This is a genomic window from Burkholderia sp. IDO3, assembly GCF_003366075.1.
Lineage (GTDB): Bacteria > Pseudomonadota > Gammaproteobacteria > Burkholderiales > Burkholderiaceae > Burkholderia > Burkholderia anthina.
Window position 1 is genome coordinate 53501 of the sequence record NZ_CP028964.1, and the last position, 15808, is coordinate 69308.

Below are 15808 nucleotides of genomic sequence, written 5' to 3' on the forward strand. Positions count from 1 at the left end.
CGACGCAACGCGCGCGGCGGTGACGACGCCCGATATTCCCTCCTCCAATGCTTTGCAGTCCGGATCGAACGATGAAAACCGCGAAAGGACGGCGCTGACGCCGTTCCGGCCGGATACCGGCACGCGATTGGCATGCAAGTTGCGTTTCGACAGGCAAGCCACAACCCGCGATTTTCATGGAGAACACCTTGACCGCCATCGTATCGATCCTTCAGGAACGCCGGATCTTCGAACCGACGGCCGACACGCGCGAGCGCGCAAACATTTCCGGCATGCCGGCCTACCAGGCGCTGGCCGCCGAAGCCGAGCGCGATTACGAAGGCTTCTGGGCGCGTCTCGCACGCGAGGGCCTCAACTGGCACAAGCCGTTCACCCAGGTGCTCGACGAGCGCGACGCACCGTTCTACAAGTGGTTCGACGACGGCGAGCTCAACGCGTCGTACAACTGCCTCGACCGCCACGTCGAAGCCGGCAACGGCCAGCGCGTCGCGGTGATCTTCGAGGCCGACGACGGCACCGTCACGCGCGTCACCTATGCCGACCTCCTCGCACGCGTGTCGCGCTTCGCCAATGCGCTGAAGAAACGCGGGATCGCCAAGGGCGACCGCGTCGTCATCTACATGCCGATGTCGATCGAAGGCATCGTCGCGATGCAGGCCTGCGCGCGCATCGGCGCGACGCACTCGGTCGTGTTCGGCGGCTTCTCCGCGAAATCGCTGAACGAACGCCTCGTCGACGTCGGCGCCGTCGCGCTCGTCACCGCCGACGAACAGGCGCGCGGCGGCAAGACGCTGCCGCTCAAGAGCATCGCCGACGAAGCCATCGCGATGGGCGGCTGCGAAGCCGTCAAGAGCGTGATCGTCTATCGCCGCACCGGCGGCAAGATCGACTGGCACGCCGAGCGCGACCTGTGGATGCACGAGCTGGCGGACGCCGAGCCCGACACCTGCGCGCCGGAATGGGTCGGCGCCGAGCATCCGCTGTTCATCCTCTATACGTCGGGCTCGACCGGCAAGCCGAAGGGCGTGCAGCACAGCACGGGCGGCTACCTGCTGTGGGCCGCGCAGACGATGAAGTGGACCTTCGACTGGAAACCCGACGACGTGTTCTGGTGCACGGCCGACATCGGCTGGGTCACCGGCCACACGTACATCACGTACGGCCCGCTCGCATGCGGCGGCACGCAGGTGGTGTTCGAGGGTGTGCCGACCTGGCCCGACGCCGGCCGCTTCTGGAAGATGATCGGCGACCACAAGGTCACGGTGTTCTACACCGCGCCGACCGCGATCCGTTCGCTGATCAAGGCCGCCGAGGCCGACGACAAGATCCACCCGAAGAGCTACGACCTGTCGAGCCTGCGCATCATCGGCACGGTCGGCGAGCCGATCAATCCGGAAGCGTGGATGTGGTACCACAAGCACGTCGGCCAGGAACGCTGCCCGATCGTCGACACGTGGTGGCAGACCGAAACCGGCGGCCACATGATCACGCCGCTGCCGGGCGCGACGCCGACGGTGCCGGGTTCGTGCACGCTGCCGCTGCCGGGCATCATGGCGGCGGTGGTCGACGAGACGGGCCAGGACGTGCCGAACGGGCAAGGCGGCATCCTCGTCGTCAAGCGCCCGTGGCCGGCGATGATCCGCACGATCTGGGGCGACCCGGAGCGCTTCAGGAAGAGCTACTACCCCGAGGAGCTCGGCGGACGGCTGTATCTGGCCGGCGACGGCACCGTGCGCGACAAGGACACCGGCTACTTCACGATCATGGGCCGGATCGACGACGTGCTGAACGTGTCGGGCCACCGGCTCGGCACGATGGAGATCGAGTCGGCGCTGGTGTCGCACGAACTGGTTGCCGAAGCGGCGGTGGTCGGGCGCCCGGACGACACGACGGGCGAGGCGGTGGTCGCGTTCGTGGTGCTGAAGCGTTCGCGCCCGGAAGGCGAGGAGGCCGCGGCGCTCGCGAAGACGTTGCGCGACTGGGTCGGCAAGCAGATCGGGCCGATCGCGAAGCCGAAGGACATCCGCTTCGGCGACAACCTGCCGAAGACGCGCTCGGGCAAGATCATGCGGCGCCTGCTGCGCTCGCTCGCGAAGGGCGAGGCGATCACGCAGGACACCTCCACGCTCGAGAATCCGGCGATCCTCGACCAGCTTGGCCGCTCGCTCTGACCGGAGAGGCTGGCTTCACCCCACATCTTCGACGCACGCGCGTTCCGGCATCCATCCCCGCCATGAACGCGCCTCACGCGGCCGCTACCCGACCGCGCACGTGCGTCCCGCCGCGCCCCCACCCCGCGTGCGCGGCCCGCGCGCCGGACACCGCCACGCGGGCGTCCGTCGCATCCCCTGTTCGATGCATCGACGTACAACAACACAACACTGGAGACACTCAATGAAAAGCAGAATCGTGATCGGTTGCACCGCGCTGGCAGGCGCGCTGGCCAGTACCAGCGGCTTCGCGCAAAGCAGCGTGACGCTGTACGGCAACCTCGACGCCGCCGTGCTGTATACGAGCAAGACGCTCGACGCCGCCACCGGCGGGAACGCGGGCCATCAGTTCGCGATGACCGACACCGGCATGACGCCGACGACGTTCGGGATGACCGGCACCGAGGATCTCGGCGGCGGCCTCAAGGCCCGGTTCCAGCTCGAAAGCGGCTTTGCCGTCACCAACGGCGCGTTCGCCCATTCGAACGGCAACTTCTTCGGCCGCCAAGCGTGGGTCGGGCTCGACGGCGGCTTCGGCACGGTCAAGGCCGGCGTGCAGTACTCGCCGTTCCTGCTCGCGATCTTCGATTCGGACCCGCGCAGCTTCTCGCACTTCGGCAGCGGGCTGGTCAACTACGTCGACAACGTGCTCGTGACGGGCCTGTTCAACCCGAACGCCGTGTCGTACACGAGCCCGACGATCGCCGGCCTCACCGGCAGCGCGATGATCGCGCTCGGCGGCAAGGCCGGCGACTTCCAGGCCGGCCGCCAGTACTCGGCGAGCCTCAAGTACGAGCATGGCGGCTTCATGATCAACGCCGCGTTCTACGACGGCAACGACGGCACCGACCCGACGCCGACGCCGAGCGCCGTCGCGTTCGTCGGGCGCACGATCGGCGCCGCGTACCGGTTCGGCCCGGTCACCGCGAAGGCGTCGTTCGCGAGCTACAAGGTCGGCGGCTCGTTCAGCAGCAACGTCTACGGCGGCGGCCTCGACTACCAGGCGACGCCGGCCGTCGACGTGAACGGCGGCGTGTGGTTCACGAGCGATCGCAACGACACGGCCAATCACTCGCTGCTCGCGGCCGTCGGCGCGAGCTACAACCTGTCGAAAGCGACCGCGCTCTACGCACAGGTCGCGATGGTCAACAACCACGGTGCGATGGATACCGGGCTCGGGATCACCAACGCGCTTTACGCGGTCACCGGAACGACCGTCGGCGCGAACGTCGGGATCCGCCACATGTTCTGATGCACGAGCGGCGGCGGTTGTGTCGAACCGTCGTCGCTCTGCATTCGCACTCCGAATCGTTTTCCGTCCGGATTCACGGCGACTTTCGCACCATGTGAATCCGCGTTCATCCCATCGTTCCGCGTGAATGCCGCACGCGCCACATCGTGCGACATTCGTGCTCGTCCCGGCCCGGTATAGACCACTCGCGCCACTGCCCGGACCGCGGGATGCGCGCCTGCCCCTGCCGCGCGGCGGGTTGTCCCGCTGCGCCAACCGTGTCGTTTACGACCGGTTTCCGGGCGCATGACCGATAGCCGGCTCCGCCCGTTTCTCTACACTGCTTCACACCAACACACTCGCCGGATGTCGCGTGCTGCGTGCCGCATCCTCGACATCACGGCGATCCAGAGACAACCGCCCTCGTCCCCGACGGTCCTGCGGCCTGCGCGCCGCACACCTGCCGTCCGGCGGCGACGGCCCTGCCAGGAGCATTCCTTGAGTTCATCGCACGCGTACGCCGCGAAAGCCCGGTCTTCACGCAAGGCCCTCAAGCTGGATGACATCACGATCGTCGATTCCGCCGTCCTCAAGCGCGCGGTCGGGGCGATGGCGTTCGGCAATGCGATGGAATGGTTCGACTTCGGCGTCTACAGCTACATCGCCGTCACGCTCGGCAAGGTGTTCTTCCCGTCCGGCAGCCCGTCCGCGCAGTTGCTCGCGACCTTCGGCACGTTCGCGGCCGCGTTCCTCGTGCGCCCGCTCGGCGGCATGGTGTTCGGCCCGCTCGGCGATCGTATCGGCCGCCAGCGCGTGCTCGCCGCGACGATGATCATGATGGCCGTCGGCACCTTCGCGATCGGCCTGATCCCCAGCTACGCATCGATCGGCATCATGGCGCCCGTGCTGCTGCTCGTCGCCCGTCTCGTGCAGGGCTTCTCGACCGGCGGCGAATACGGCGGCGCCGCCACCTTCATCGCCGAATTCTCGACCGACAGGCGCCGCGGCTTCATGGGCAGCTTCCTCGAGTTCGGCACGCTGATCGGCTACACGCTCGGCGCGGCGACCGTCGCGGTGCTGACGGCGACGCTGTCGCAGGAAGCGCTGCTGTCATGGGGCTGGCGCGTGCCGTTCTTCATCGCGGGCCCGCTCGGCCTCGTAGGCCTGTACGTGCGGCTCAAGCTCGAGGAAACGCCGGCGTTCAAGAAGGAAGCGGAAGCACGCGAGGCGGACGAACGATCGCGCCCGAAACAGTCGTTCGGCACGCTGCTCGCCGAACAGTGGCGGCCGCTGCTCCAGTGCGTCGGGCTCGTGCTGATCTTCAACGTGACCGACTACATGGCGCTGTCGTACCTGCCGAACTACCTGTCCGCGACGCTGCACTTCAACGAAACGCACGGGCTCTTCATGGTGCTGCTCGTGATGGTGCTGATGATGCCGATGACGCTCTACGCGGGGCATCTGTCGGACCGGCTCGGCCGCAAGCCGGTGATGATGTTCGGCTGCGTCGGGCTGCTGGTGCTGTCGGTGCCGGCGCTGCTGCTGATCCGCACCGGCGGGATGCTGCCCGTGTTCGGCGGGATGCTGATCTACGGCACGCTGCTGTCGACCTTCACCGGCGTGATGCCGTCGGCGCTGCCCGCCCTCTTCCCGACGCGGATCCGCTACGGCGCGCTCGCGATCGGCTTCAACGTGTCGGTGTCGCTGTTCGGCGGCACGACGCCGCTCGTCACCGCGTGGCTCGTCGATCGCACCGGCGACCTGATGATGCCGGCCTACTACCTGATGGGGGCGTCGTTCATCGGCATCGTGTCGGTGCTCGCGCTGCGCGAGTCGGCGCGCCGGCCGCTGCCCGGTTCCGCGCCGTGTGTCGGAAGCCGCGCGGAAGCGCAGGACCTGATTCGCCGCGGCGCCGACGAGGGCCGCGCGCGCGAGCGCAAGCTCACGCCGATCGGCGAACGCGCGTAACCCGTGCCGCACCGGCCGTCAGTTCGTCCCGTCGTACGTGACGATCTCGACCCAGTTCGCGCCCTTGCCGACCGGATACTTGCCGATCGCGTCGAGTTGCCCGGTGCTCCGGTCGATCCGGTACACCGCGAGCATCGGCGACAATTGCCCGGCCGCGAGCAGATACCGGCCCGACGGATCGATCGCGAAGCCGCGCGGCTGCTGCTCGGTCACGAACGTACCGATGCGCGTCAGCCTGCCTGACGCTGCGTCGACACGGTATGCCGCGAGCGTGCTCGACGTGCGCTCCGACGCATAGAGGAACGCACCGTCCGGCGTCAAATGCAGATCCGCGCCCCACGGTTTGTCGCCGTGGAAATCCGGCGGCAGGATCGACACGGTCTGGACCGGCCGCGCATCGGCATCGCCGTGCGACAGCGCGATCACGTGCAGCTTGCCGTCGAGCTCGTCGATCAGATACGCGAACCACCCGTTCGACGAAAACACGAAATGGCGCGGCCCCGACTTCTCCGGCAGCCGGTACGCGGGCTCGACCGTGTCGGTCAGCGTGCCGTGCGCCGCATCGAACGGCAGACGCAGCCACGCATCGGCGCCGAGCACCGACGCGAACGCATAACGGCCGTCCGGCGATTGCCGGATCGCGTGCGCCATCGGGCCGGTCCTGATCGTCTGCTGCACGTCGCCCGCGACGCCGTTCGCGCCGATCCGGTTCACCGCCAGCAGATTGCCGCCGTACGACGCGGAGAACAGGTAGCGGCCCGACGCATCGGTCGACACGTAGGCCATGCTTTCCGCGAGCGGCGCGCGGCCCAGCTCGATCAGCCGCCCGTCGAGCGGATTGATCGCGAAGCTGACGACGCGATACGGCGTCGAGCGCAGCGCCGCATACAGCCGATGATGATCGGGCGACAGCGCCATCGGCATCACGGTGCCGCCGACCGGCACGGTCTCGATCGCGCGCAGCGCGCCGTTCGACGTGTCGACGCCGAACACCGAGATGTCGCGGCTGTCGCTGTTGGAGACGTACGCATACGTCGCGGCGTGCGCGGCCGATGCGGCCAGCGCGAATGCGGCGGCCGCGGCGGCGCGCCGAAGTGTCTTCATGTTCATGGCATTCGAGGTCGGGAAACGAGGCGGCACATGTGATTGCGGCGCCGAACGACGTGATTCGTCCGGCGCCGCGGCAGGTCATGCAAACGATCAGTACACCGGCAAGCGATCAGTACACCGCGTGACCGCTGATGAGGCTCGGCAGCCAGGTCGAGAAGAACGGCAGATACGTGACGATGTTGATCGCGCTGAAGATCGCGAGGTAGTAAGGCCACGCCATCTTCGTCGTCTCACCGATCGACACGTTGCCGATCGCGCAGCCGACGAACTGCACGGAGCCGATCGGCGGGTGCACGAGGCCGAGCGAGCAGTTCAGCAGCAGCATGATCCCGAACTGCACCGGCCCGACGCCGCACGCCATCGCGATCGGCAGGAACAGCGGCGTCGTGATCAGGATGTGCGCGGCCATGTCGACGAACGTGCCGAGGAACACCTGGATGACGTTGATGTACAGCAGCATCAGCCACGGCGCGGCGGTCGACTGCTTCAGCAGCCCTTCGATCGCATCCGGAATCTCCAGGTACGACATCTGGAAACGCAGCATGTTGGACACGGCGATCAGCAGCAGCACGACGCCCGTCGTACGCGCCGCATGCGACAGCGCGCGGCGCAGCTTCTCGACGGTCAGCGTGCGGTACACGAACGCGGTCAGCACGAGCGAATACACCACCGCGATCGCGGCCGCTTCGGTCGCCGTCGCAATCCCTTTCGCCACGCACACGAGGATGATCGCGATCACCATCAGCCCCGGCACCGCGCCGACGAAGCTGCGCAGCACCGCATACCAGCCCGGGAACAGCGGCAGCGCCGACGAGCCGTCCTCACGGCGCGGATAGCCGTGACGCACGGCCTGCCAGTACGCGGCGGCGAGCACGAAGCCCATCACCCACAACACCGGCAGCAGCCCGGAGAACAGCAGGTCGCCGATCGACACGCCGCTCACCTGCTCGCCGTGCAGCAGCCCCGTGATCCCCTGCGCGGCGAACGCGTAGATGATCATGTTGGTCGACGTCGGCATCAGCGCGCCGGCGAGCGACGCGTGGGTCGTCACGTTGACCGCGTAGGCCGCGCTGTAGCCTTCGCGCTTCATCAGCGGAATCACCACGCCGCCCATCGCGGACGTATCGGCGGTCGGCGAGCCCGACACGCCGCCGAACAGCGTGCACGCGACGACGTTGGCCATCCCGAGACCGCCGCGGAAATGGCCGACGGTCGCCTGCGCGAAGCGCAGGATCCGGTCCGCGATGCCGCCGTGCAGCATCAGTTCGCCGGAGAAGATGAAGAACGGCACCGCGAGGAACGAGAACGCGTTCATCCCCGAGATCATCGACTGCATCGCGGTTGCGATCGGCAGCCCTTCGACCATGTAGGTCAGCACGCATGCCAGCCCGAGCCCGAACGAAACGGGCACGCCGAGCACGAGGAATATCAGAAAACTGACGGACAGAATCGCGAGTTCCATGGCGTTATTGTCCCGACGGAGAGCGACGAAGCGCGAGCAGGTGCTCGAGCGAGAAGAGGATGATGGCGATCGCCGCGGGAATCGTGATCAGGTAGCGCACGCCTTCGGGCAGCCCGATGATCGGAATGCGGTCGCCCATCGTCTCGGCGGCCATGCTGCCGCAGCCGATCATGATCGCGATCGCGAACGCGATCAGGCTCAGGTGCTGGATCGCGATCACCGCCGTGCGCGGGCCCGCCGACAGACGCCGCACGAGCGAGTCGAGGCCGATATGGCCGCCGTCGCGCACCTTCATCGCCGCGCCGAACATCGCGATCACGATCACCAGCAACAACGCGATCGGCTCGACGAAGTCGGGGGCGTTCTCGAACACGTAGCGCATCACGACCGCATAGAACACCAGCAGCGTGAGCGCCGCGAGACACAGCGACGCGATCACGGCCAGCGCGCGAAACAGCAGGTCGTTCACGCAGCGCAAGCGCGGCGCGGCCGCGCGCGGGCGGCACGGTGCCGCCCCGTCCGCGGCGGCCGCGTCCGGAGAGCCCACGGCCGCCGCGCCGTTCAGGGAAGTGCGACGGGTCACTTGGTCGCCTCGATCTCGTCGACGATCTGCTTCATCTGCGGCGTCTTTTCATACTTGCTCCACAGCGGCTGCATCGCCTTCACGAACGCCGCGCGGTCGATCTGCGCGGCCGGCACGATCTTCGCGCCGCCCTTCGTCACCGTCTGCTGCGCCGAGGCCTCGCGCGCCGTCCACAGCTTCTGGTAGTACGGCACCGAATCGGCCGCGGCCTTGCGGATCGCCGTCTGCTCCTGCGGCGACAGCGTGTCCCAGATCTTCTTCGAGAACACCAGCACTTCCGGCGTCATCGCGTGTTCCGTCTCCGAGTAGTCGGGCGCCACTTCGTAGTGCTTGGTTTCTTCGTACGACGGCATGTTGTTTTCCGCTGCATCGACGAGGCCCGTCTTCAGGCCCGTGTACACCTCGGCGAACGGCATCGGCGTCGGCGTGCCGCCCATCGCCTTGATTTCGTCGACCATCAGGTCGGACGGTTGCACGCGCACCTTCAGCCCCTTCATGTCGGCCGGCGAGCGCACCGGGCGCTTCGCGTAGATCGAGCGCGCGCCGCTCTCGTAGAACGTCAGCGCGATCATCCCCTTCGCCGAGAACGCGTCGAGGATCTTCTGGCCGGCCGGGCCGTACATCGCCTTGCGGAAATGATCGATGTCGCGGAACAGGAACGGGAACGACGGGATCAGCGACTCCGGCACGATCTCGTTGAACGACGCACCGTTCACGCGCGCCATGTCGATCGCGCCGATCCGCACCTGGTCGACCGTGTCCTTCTCCGAGCCGAGCGCGCTGTTGCCGAACACCTTGATCGAGTCCTTGCCGCCCGTCATCTTCGACAGCTCGTCGCCCATGTACTTGACCGCCATGTTGGTCGGGAAGTTGTCGCCGTGCACGTCCGCCGAGCGGAACACGCGGGCATGGGCGGAGGCCGCGAAGCCGGCCATCAGCGCGACGGCCAGTGCAGTACGGGAGCGGGTGAATCGGTGTTTCATCGTCAGTCTCCTTGATGGTTGCTCGTTGTTTCGCGGCGATCGTGGCGCCCTCCGCAAGCGTCGGTGCCCGGCCTTTCGTCTCATCGCAGTCATACGTTGTATGACGTGTCGCTGGAAATGTACGTCGGTTAATCGTTTAACTCACTTGGTGCATACCCCTATAACGGCTTCTGATGCGGGTTTAGAGCCGCTCAAGGGGAAAAGCGTTCTCTGTTTAGCGGAAAGCCGGCGAAACGTTTTCCGGAAATAGGTTCGTATTTGAATCGACGCGCCGCTGTGTCGTTTTCCCGACGCCAACCGCCATCTTTCGTTTTCATTTCCATAGTTATAGGATGACTGACTGCGAAGCCGCCACGGCCCCGCAACGCCACGAGCGTGCGCCGGCCGAGCGCCTCGCGGTTCAGGTCTACGACAATTCGTTCCGGGATTCGGAGGAAGGATTGCGGATCAAGTCCGACTACGCGCGCGGCGGCGAGGTGAGCAACATCCACTACTCGAACATCTGCATCCGCGACGCGAAGAACGCGTTGCTGTTCACGCCGTACTACAGCACCAAGGCCGTGCCGGCCGGCGGGCCGCTGTATCCGGACTTCCATGACATCTCGATCGCCCACGTCGTGATCATGGGCACGGCGGGCGTGAAGCTGCAGGGGTTCGAAGCGAATACCGGCGGCTACGGCGAACCGGCGTTCCCGCTCGTGATGTCGCTGACCGACGTGGTGGCCGACACGCCCGACGGCATCTCGACGATCGCATCCGACGCGAACCTCACGCTGCGCAACGTGAACCTGCCGGTGTTCGCGTCGACCGCGAACCGCGTCGTCGTGAACGGCACCGCGACCCGCCCGATCGACCCGGCCAGCGTGCTCGACTGCAGCAAGGCGTTCGTCGACTTCCCGGGCATCGATCAGTCGAACCCGTTCGGCTCGACGTGGGTGCCGTCGTTGTAACGACGATACGACGCCCCCGGTTTCCTGCGTTCGTGCGGGGGATCGGGGGCGGGGTTGCGAGCGCACCGCGCTTGCGCGATTCCGTCACACGGGCCGACGACGGCTCGCGTGGCGTCGCGGCGGGCACGCATGATGCGTGCTCGCCGCGATACGCGAATCGTGAAAGGAGGGGTGCGATGCGGAACATCGGAACGTCAGCGCGGCAATCGACCACGGCAGGTTTGCGCCGCGCGGTGCGCGGCAACGATGTCAGCGACCGGCGCGCCGGTCCCGCAAAAACGCATTCAACTCGCCGCCCGCATGCTCGATATGCCGCTTCAGCAGCGATGCCGCCGTACGCGTATCGCCCTTGCGGCACAACGCGACCAGTTCGGCGTGCTCGGATTCCGCGACGTCGCGCGCGGCTTCGGACAGCGACAGTTGCACACGCGTGTAGCGGTCCGTCTGCTGCAGCAGCGACGCGACGATCGCGGCCGTCTTCGGCTGGTCGGCGCGCGACAGCAGCAGATGATGGAGTTCGGTGTTCAGTTCGCCCCAGCGCCCGGACTGGCTCGCGTGCAGCACGGCGCTGTATTCCTCGAGGATCGCGTCGAGCCGCGCGAAATCGTCGACGGTCAGCTTCGGAATGGATTTTTTCAGCAGCACGGGCTCCAGCAGCGCGCGCAGCTCGAACAGTTCGGTGATGTCCTCCGGGGACAGCTCCGACACGATCGCGCCCTTGTGCGGCAGGATCTTCACGAGCCCTTCGCTTTCGAGCTGCACCAGCGCTTCGCGCAGCGGGATGCGGCTGATGCCCAGTTCAGTGGCCAGCGCATCCTGGCGCAGCTGATAGCCGTCGACATACTCTCCCGTCAGAATGCGGCGGCGCAATTCGTTCGCCGCGGCTTCGGCGCGGGTGGCGTAGACAAGAGCTGGGCGTTTCTCGTTCATGTTGCGGTTCGGGCTGGGGATGGCGGTCAGGCAAGCGCCGACGCCGCGGCGACGGATATTGCATATTTTCTACAATATTAGCAGAGCGCCCCTGCCGCCGAGCGCCGACGGCAGGATATCTCGACGCAGCGCCGCGCTTGCGCCGCTCCATCGAAAAAGCCACCCGCGCGGGTGGCTTCCATGCATGCGCGCCGGTTTCGGCCGCCGGAATCACGCACGCGTGCGCCGATTGGCCTCGGCATCGACGTCGCGCAGCGACTTCCCCCGCGTTTCCTTCGCGAGCCCCACGCACACGATCGAGATCGCCGCCGCCGCGACCAGATAAAGCGCGATCGGCGTCGACGAATGATAGCGATCCAGCAGCGACAGCCCGATCAGCGGCGCGAGCGAGCCGGCCATCAGCGGCGCGACCTGGTAGCACAGCGACAGCGCGGTATAGCGCACGTTGGTCGGAAACATCTCCGTCATCAGCGCCGAATACGGCGAGTACGTCATCGATTCGATGAACAGGCCCAGCACGATCGCGGCCATGATGATCCAGTCGTTGCCGGTGTCCATCATCGGGAACGCGACGAAGCCCCAGCCGGCGGTCAGCACGGCGCCCGTCAGGTACACCGGCTTGCGGCCGACCAGGTCGGACATCAGCCCCATCAGCGGGATGAAGATGAAGTGGATCGCGTTGGCCGCGAACATCAGCTTCAGGATCCGCGTGGTGTCGAAGCCGACGACCAGCTTCAGATAAGTCAGCGAGAACGTGACGACCATGTAGTACAGGATGTTCTCGGCAAAACGCGCGCCGATGCCGATCAGCACCTGACGCCAATGATACTTCAGCACGTGAACCACGCCGAGCTGCTTTTCCTGCTTCTTCTCGCGGCGCGCCTGCGCTTCCTTGAAGATCGGCGCATCGTCGACCTTGCGGCGAATCCAGAAACCGATCAGCACCACCACCGCCGAGAACCAGAACGCCGCGCGCCAGCCCCATGACAGGAAGTCGGCCTCCGACAGCGCGCTCGACAACACCAGCAGGATGATGGTGGCGACCAGGTTGCCGGCCGGCACGCCGGCTTGCGGCCAGCTGGCCCAGTAGCCGCGGCGGTTGTCGGGGCTGTGTTCGCTGACCAGCAGGATCGCGCCGCCCCATTCGCCGCCGAACGCGAAGCCCTGGATCAGGCGCAGCGTGACCAGCAGCGCCGGCGCCCAGTAGCCGATCGAATCGAAGGTCGGCAGGCACCCCATCAGGAAGGTCGTGATGCCGACCACGACCAGGCTCACCTGCAGCAGATATTTGCGGCCGAACTTGTCGCCGTAGTAACCGAACACCAGCCCGCCGATCGGACGCGCGGCGAAGCCCACCGCATACAGTGCGAACGCGGCGAGCAGGCCGTCGATCGGGTTGCCCGTCTTCTTGAAGAAGTGCGTGCCGAACACCAGTGCCGACGCCGTTCCATACAGGAAGAACTCGTACCACTCCGCCACCGAGCCGACCATCGACGCCGCGACGACCCGCTTCAATTCCCGCTTCGACGCCGCGTCCTGCACGCCGGTTGCGTTACCTGGCGAGACTGCCTCGCCGACCTGACTTGTCATCTCCGTATCTCCTCTCGTTATCTTCCATTTCCCTTGACGGGGCGGTTCGCAAGTAAGCGCGCCGAAAGATTTTATACAATATTCAATACACGATCTACGAAATCTCAAAAATGCTTTCGGCGGAAATGCGACGCGGCGGATGGCGTTTGCCGACCGGGCTGGAAGCTGGCGGACGGAATGATTTTTGTCGGAGGAGAACACGGCGGGAATCGGTTTCGAGAACGCCGGCCGGGCTTCGAAGGCCGTCGGGCGGACGCGGAAGCGCCGGGAGAGGCATCGCCCCGCTTCGCCCGGATTCACCCGCGATCCCCGCCGGAGGCCGCTGCGACGCGGTTCGCCGCCCTTCCACACGCCCGGAACGGCCACCTTCGTCACGCCCCTTTTATTTTATATTGTATAAAATATGCGAACTGGCTAGAATGACCTCGTCGATGGCTGACTCTCGGGCGAAACCGGAGGCAACGTTTCGGCACCGAGGCAAACAAGAGGTGGCCAACCGCCGTCCCGATCACGCGGACGAAACGGCGGGCGCGTACAGCCCAAGTTGCCAGCAATGGCAGTTGACCCTATCTGAATGAGGAAACGAGATGAGCGACAACATTTTTACCGGCACCATTCCGGCCCTGATGACTCCGTGCACCGCTGACCGTCAGCCGGATTTCGACGCGCTGGTCAAGAAGGGCAAGGAGCTGGTGGCACTCGGCATGCGCGCGGTGGTGTATTGCGGCTCGATGGGCGACTGGCCGCTGCTGACCGAAGCGCAGCGCCAGGAAGGCGTCGCGCGCCTGGTCGAAGCCGGCGTGCCGACCATCGTCGGCACCGGCGCCGTGAACTCGAAGGAAGCCGTGTCGCACGCGGCGCATGCCGCCAAGGTCGGCGCGCACGGCCTGATGGTGATCCCGCGCGTGCTGTCGCGCGGCGCATCGCCGGCCGCACAGAAGGCGCACTTCGCCGCGATCCTGAACGCCGCGCCGAACCTGCCGGCCGTGATCTACAACAGCCCGTACTACGGTTTCGCGACCCGCGCCGACCTGTTCTTCGAACTGCGCCGCGCACATCCGAACCTGATCGGCTTCAAGGAATTCGGCGGCGCCGCCGACATGCGCTACGCAGCGGAAAACATCACGTCGCAGGACGATAGCGTGACGCTGATGGCCGGCGTCGACACGCAAGTGTTCCACGGCTTCGTGAACTGCGGCGCAGCAGGCGCGATCACCGGTATCGGCAACGCGCTGCCGCGCGAAGTGCTGCAACTGGTCGACCTGTGCAAGAAGGCCGCGCAAGGCGATGCAGTGGCGCGTGTGCGTGCGAAGGAACTGGAATCGGCGCTGGCCGTGCTGTCGTCGTTCGACGAAGGCTGCGACCTGGTCCTGTTCTACAAGCACCTGATGGTGCTGAACGGCGACACGGAATACACGCTGCACTTCAACGAAACGGATGCACTGAGCGACGCGCAGCGCAACTACGCGGAAGCGCAGTACACGTTGTTCCGCAACTGGTACGCGAACTGGTCGAAGACGATCGCGTAAGCGGTTCGCGCGATGCTTGCGATACGCGGCCGCGAAACGGCTGCGTGATGGGAAAGCCACGGAGGAATCCGTGGCTTTTTCTTTTTGGGTATCCGGCGATTCGCGTGGATATGTTCGTGGATGTCGCCGGCGTCAGACGCTGTATCCCGCAGCCCGCATCAACCCGCGCGACACGTCGGCGCGCGCGCCTTCGGCATCGAATTCAGAACGAAGTTTCGCATCGGCCTGGCGGGTCACGCCGCGGTGCATGGCGACGATCAACGCAAAGAGGGCTACGAGGAAGAAGGCGGTAAGCATGATGTCGCTCCTGACCGGTCAGACCGGATAGCGCGTCTGGCGGCGACCGCGTGCGGCCGTGTCGCACATCGTCGTGGCTGTGTCCGTGGATTTCAGCGGGCCGCAATATCCGGGCCCGGGGAACAGCGCGGCAATGTCGTGGAAATCGGGGCGCGAGGGCATGCGAAGCCGATGGCCGCCAGGCTGGCGCAGTCTTGAAGTGACAGAGCGCGTCGGCCGAGACCCGACACCGAATCCATCATACTGCCGGCCGACGCATGCCGCCGGCCCGGCACCGCCGCAACACAATGCAACGCAACGCCGTCAGGTGTCTTCAATGAAAACCGCGAGCGCACCCTCCACTACTTCATCACCGCCACGCGCGACTCCATCCCGCCGATCTTCTCGAGCAGCGCATCGCCGAGCCGCCTGACGTCGCGCGGCAAACCGGGGGTGACCAACAACGCTTCGATCCGGCCCCGCCAGTAACTCGGACGACTCACGCGCATCGCGCACGGCATCACCACGTCGCCCGCCCCTGTATCGCTTTCCAGCAGCGCGACCATGCGCTGGATGTGCGAAAGCTCACGCTCTACATAGTCTCTAGTCAGCATCTGATGAAGCTCCCCGAAACACGGCGCCCGGCCCATCGCAATCGGCGCGTCGCCGCATGGTCCTTCGTCCGCCCGCTCGTCGTACTCGCCTTCCGGCACGGTACGCGTGTCCTGTGTCAGAACATCGCCAGCAGGCGCGACGACTTCGTTCATATCATCGGATCAAAGGCCGCGCAGTCGCGCGACATGCGGCGTCGCGCTGCATCGGCTGCATTCGCACCCCGATATTCTGTTGCCGATCGTAGACACTCGCCCCGTCGCCGGCATCCCCAAAATTGAGGACGCTTGCTAGAATCGATCGCACCGCGTCCACATCCCGTGCCAGCGCGCGCGATCCGGCGAACGCGGTGCGACGACACGCGCGACGCGCCG

Annotated in this window: 12 protein-coding genes and 1 pseudogene; 5 read left to right on the plus strand and 8 right to left on the minus strand. The window is 66.2% G+C overall.

Annotation, left to right across the window (positions count from 1 at the left end; translation table 11 throughout):
* Positions 1 to 176 precede the first annotated feature (176 nt).
* The 3 genes from acs (at position 177) to proP (ending at position 5409) form a co-directional block, all read left to right on the plus strand.
* A complete protein-coding gene (acs, locus tag DCN14_RS31885; protein ID WP_205212620.1) occupies positions 177 to 2171 on the plus strand; it encodes an acetate--CoA ligase in 1995 nt (664 codons plus the stop codon).
* 223 nt (positions 2172 to 2394) lie between these two features.
* The gene (locus DCN14_RS31890; protein WP_096508616.1) at positions 2395 to 3462 is read left to right on the plus strand and encodes a porin; all 1068 of its coding nucleotides are present in this window, start codon (positions 2395 to 2397) and stop codon (positions 3460 to 3462) included.
* Positions 3463 to 3939: 477 nt separating this feature from the next.
* Positions 3940 to 5409, plus strand: coding sequence for a glycine betaine/L-proline transporter ProP (proP, locus tag DCN14_RS31895; RefSeq protein WP_096508614.1), 1470 nt, complete (start codon positions 3940 to 3942; stop codon positions 5407 to 5409).
* Between the two features lie 18 nt (positions 5410 to 5427).
* On the opposite strand, the gene DCN14_RS31900 is transcribed toward proP, so the two are convergent.
* From DCN14_RS31900 to DCN14_RS31915, 4 genes are all read right to left on the minus strand, one after another.
* Complete coding sequence (locus tag DCN14_RS31900; protein ID WP_096508622.1) at positions 5428 to 6513, minus strand: beta-propeller fold lactonase family protein; 1086 nt, start codon at positions 6511 to 6513, stop codon at positions 5428 to 5430.
* Positions 6514 to 6628: 115 nt separating this feature from the next.
* Positions 6629 to 7981 carry a TRAP transporter large permease gene (locus DCN14_RS31905; RefSeq protein ID WP_096508613.1) on the minus strand — a complete coding sequence of 451 codons (1353 nt, stop codon included), beginning with the start codon at positions 7979 to 7981 and terminating at the stop codon, positions 6629 to 6631.
* Between the two features lie 4 nt (positions 7982 to 7985).
* Entirely contained in the window at positions 7986 to 8564 is a 579-nt protein-coding gene (locus DCN14_RS31910; protein WP_096508612.1) for a TRAP transporter small permease, read from the minus strand.
* Complete coding sequence (locus DCN14_RS31915; protein ID WP_096508611.1) at positions 8561 to 9547, minus strand: TRAP transporter substrate-binding protein; 987 nt, start codon at positions 9545 to 9547, stop codon at positions 8561 to 8563. The genes DCN14_RS31910 and DCN14_RS31915 overlap by 4 nt, the downstream gene beginning before the upstream one ends.
* A 398-nt stretch (positions 9548 to 9945) precedes the next feature.
* On the opposite strand from DCN14_RS31915, the pseudogene DCN14_RS31920 reads away from it, so the two are divergent.
* Positions 9946 to 10497, plus strand: a pseudogene (locus DCN14_RS31920) (glycosyl hydrolase family 28 protein); the annotation flags it as partial.
* 249 nt (positions 10498 to 10746) lie between these two features.
* On the opposite strand, the gene DCN14_RS31925 reads toward DCN14_RS31920, so the two are convergent.
* Together DCN14_RS31925 and abaF are read right to left on the minus strand one after the other, a co-directional pair.
* A complete protein-coding gene (locus tag DCN14_RS31925) occupies positions 10747 to 11427 on the minus strand; it encodes a GntR family transcriptional regulator (protein WP_096508610.1) in 681 nt (226 codons plus the stop codon).
* 210 nt (positions 11428 to 11637) lie between these two features.
* Positions 11638 to 13017 carry a fosfomycin efflux MFS transporter AbaF gene (gene abaF, locus DCN14_RS31930; protein WP_096508609.1) on the minus strand — a complete coding sequence of 460 codons (1380 nt, stop codon included), beginning with the start codon at positions 13015 to 13017 and terminating at the stop codon, positions 11638 to 11640.
* A 587-nt stretch (positions 13018 to 13604) separates the two neighbouring features.
* Here abaF and DCN14_RS31935 point away from each other — a divergent pair.
* Positions 13605 to 14546 (plus strand): dihydrodipicolinate synthase family protein, encoded by a 942-nt coding sequence (locus DCN14_RS31935; protein WP_096508608.1) that lies wholly within the window; start codon positions 13605 to 13607, stop codon positions 14544 to 14546.
* Positions 14547 to 14678: 132 nt separating this feature from the next.
* Here the strand turns inward: DCN14_RS31935 and DCN14_RS38500 are convergent, their stop codons facing one another.
* Together DCN14_RS38500 and DCN14_RS39190 are read right to left on the minus strand one after the other, a co-directional pair.
* The gene (locus DCN14_RS38500; RefSeq protein WP_172441950.1) at positions 14679 to 14843 is read right to left on the minus strand and encodes a hypothetical protein; all 165 of its coding nucleotides are present in this window, start codon (positions 14841 to 14843) and stop codon (positions 14679 to 14681) included.
* 341 nt (positions 14844 to 15184) lie between these two features.
* On the minus strand, positions 15185 to 15436 hold the full coding sequence (locus tag DCN14_RS39190) for a hypothetical protein (protein WP_096508621.1): 252 nt from the start codon (positions 15434 to 15436) through the stop codon (positions 15185 to 15187).
* Positions 15437 to 15808: the final 372 nt, after the last annotated feature.

Bases quoted from the DNA above. Each gene is read 5' to 3' on its own strand.
- acs (WP_205212620.1), top strand. From the start codon at position 177: ATGGAGAACACCTTGACCGCCATCGTATCGATCCTTCAGGAACGCCGG.
- DCN14_RS31900 (WP_096508622.1), bottom strand. From the start codon at position 6,513: ATGAAGACACTTCGGCGCGCCGCCGCGGCCGCCGCATTCGCGCTGGCC.
- abaF (WP_096508609.1), bottom strand. From the start codon at position 13,017: ATGACAAGTCAGGTCGGCGAGGCAGTCTCGCCAGGTAACGCAACCGGC.
- DCN14_RS31935 (WP_096508608.1), top strand. From the start codon at position 13,605: ATGAGCGACAACATTTTTACCGGCACCATTCCGGCCCTGATGACTCCG.
- DCN14_RS31890 (WP_096508616.1), top strand. From the start codon at position 2,395: ATGAAAAGCAGAATCGTGATCGGTTGCACCGCGCTGGCAGGCGCGCTG.
- DCN14_RS31925 (WP_096508610.1), bottom strand. From the start codon at position 11,427: ATGAACGAGAAACGCCCAGCTCTTGTCTACGCCACCCGCGCCGAAGCC.
- DCN14_RS31905 (WP_096508613.1), bottom strand. From the start codon at position 7,981: ATGGAACTCGCGATTCTGTCCGTCAGTTTTCTGATATTCCTCGTGCTC.
- DCN14_RS31915 (WP_096508611.1), bottom strand. From the start codon at position 9,547: ATGAAACACCGATTCACCCGCTCCCGTACTGCACTGGCCGTCGCGCTG.
- DCN14_RS39190 (WP_096508621.1), bottom strand. From the start codon at position 15,436: ATGCTGACTAGAGACTATGTAGAGCGTGAGCTTTCGCACATCCAGCGC.
- DCN14_RS38500 (WP_172441950.1), bottom strand. From the start codon at position 14,843: ATGCTTACCGCCTTCTTCCTCGTAGCCCTCTTTGCGTTGATCGTCGCC.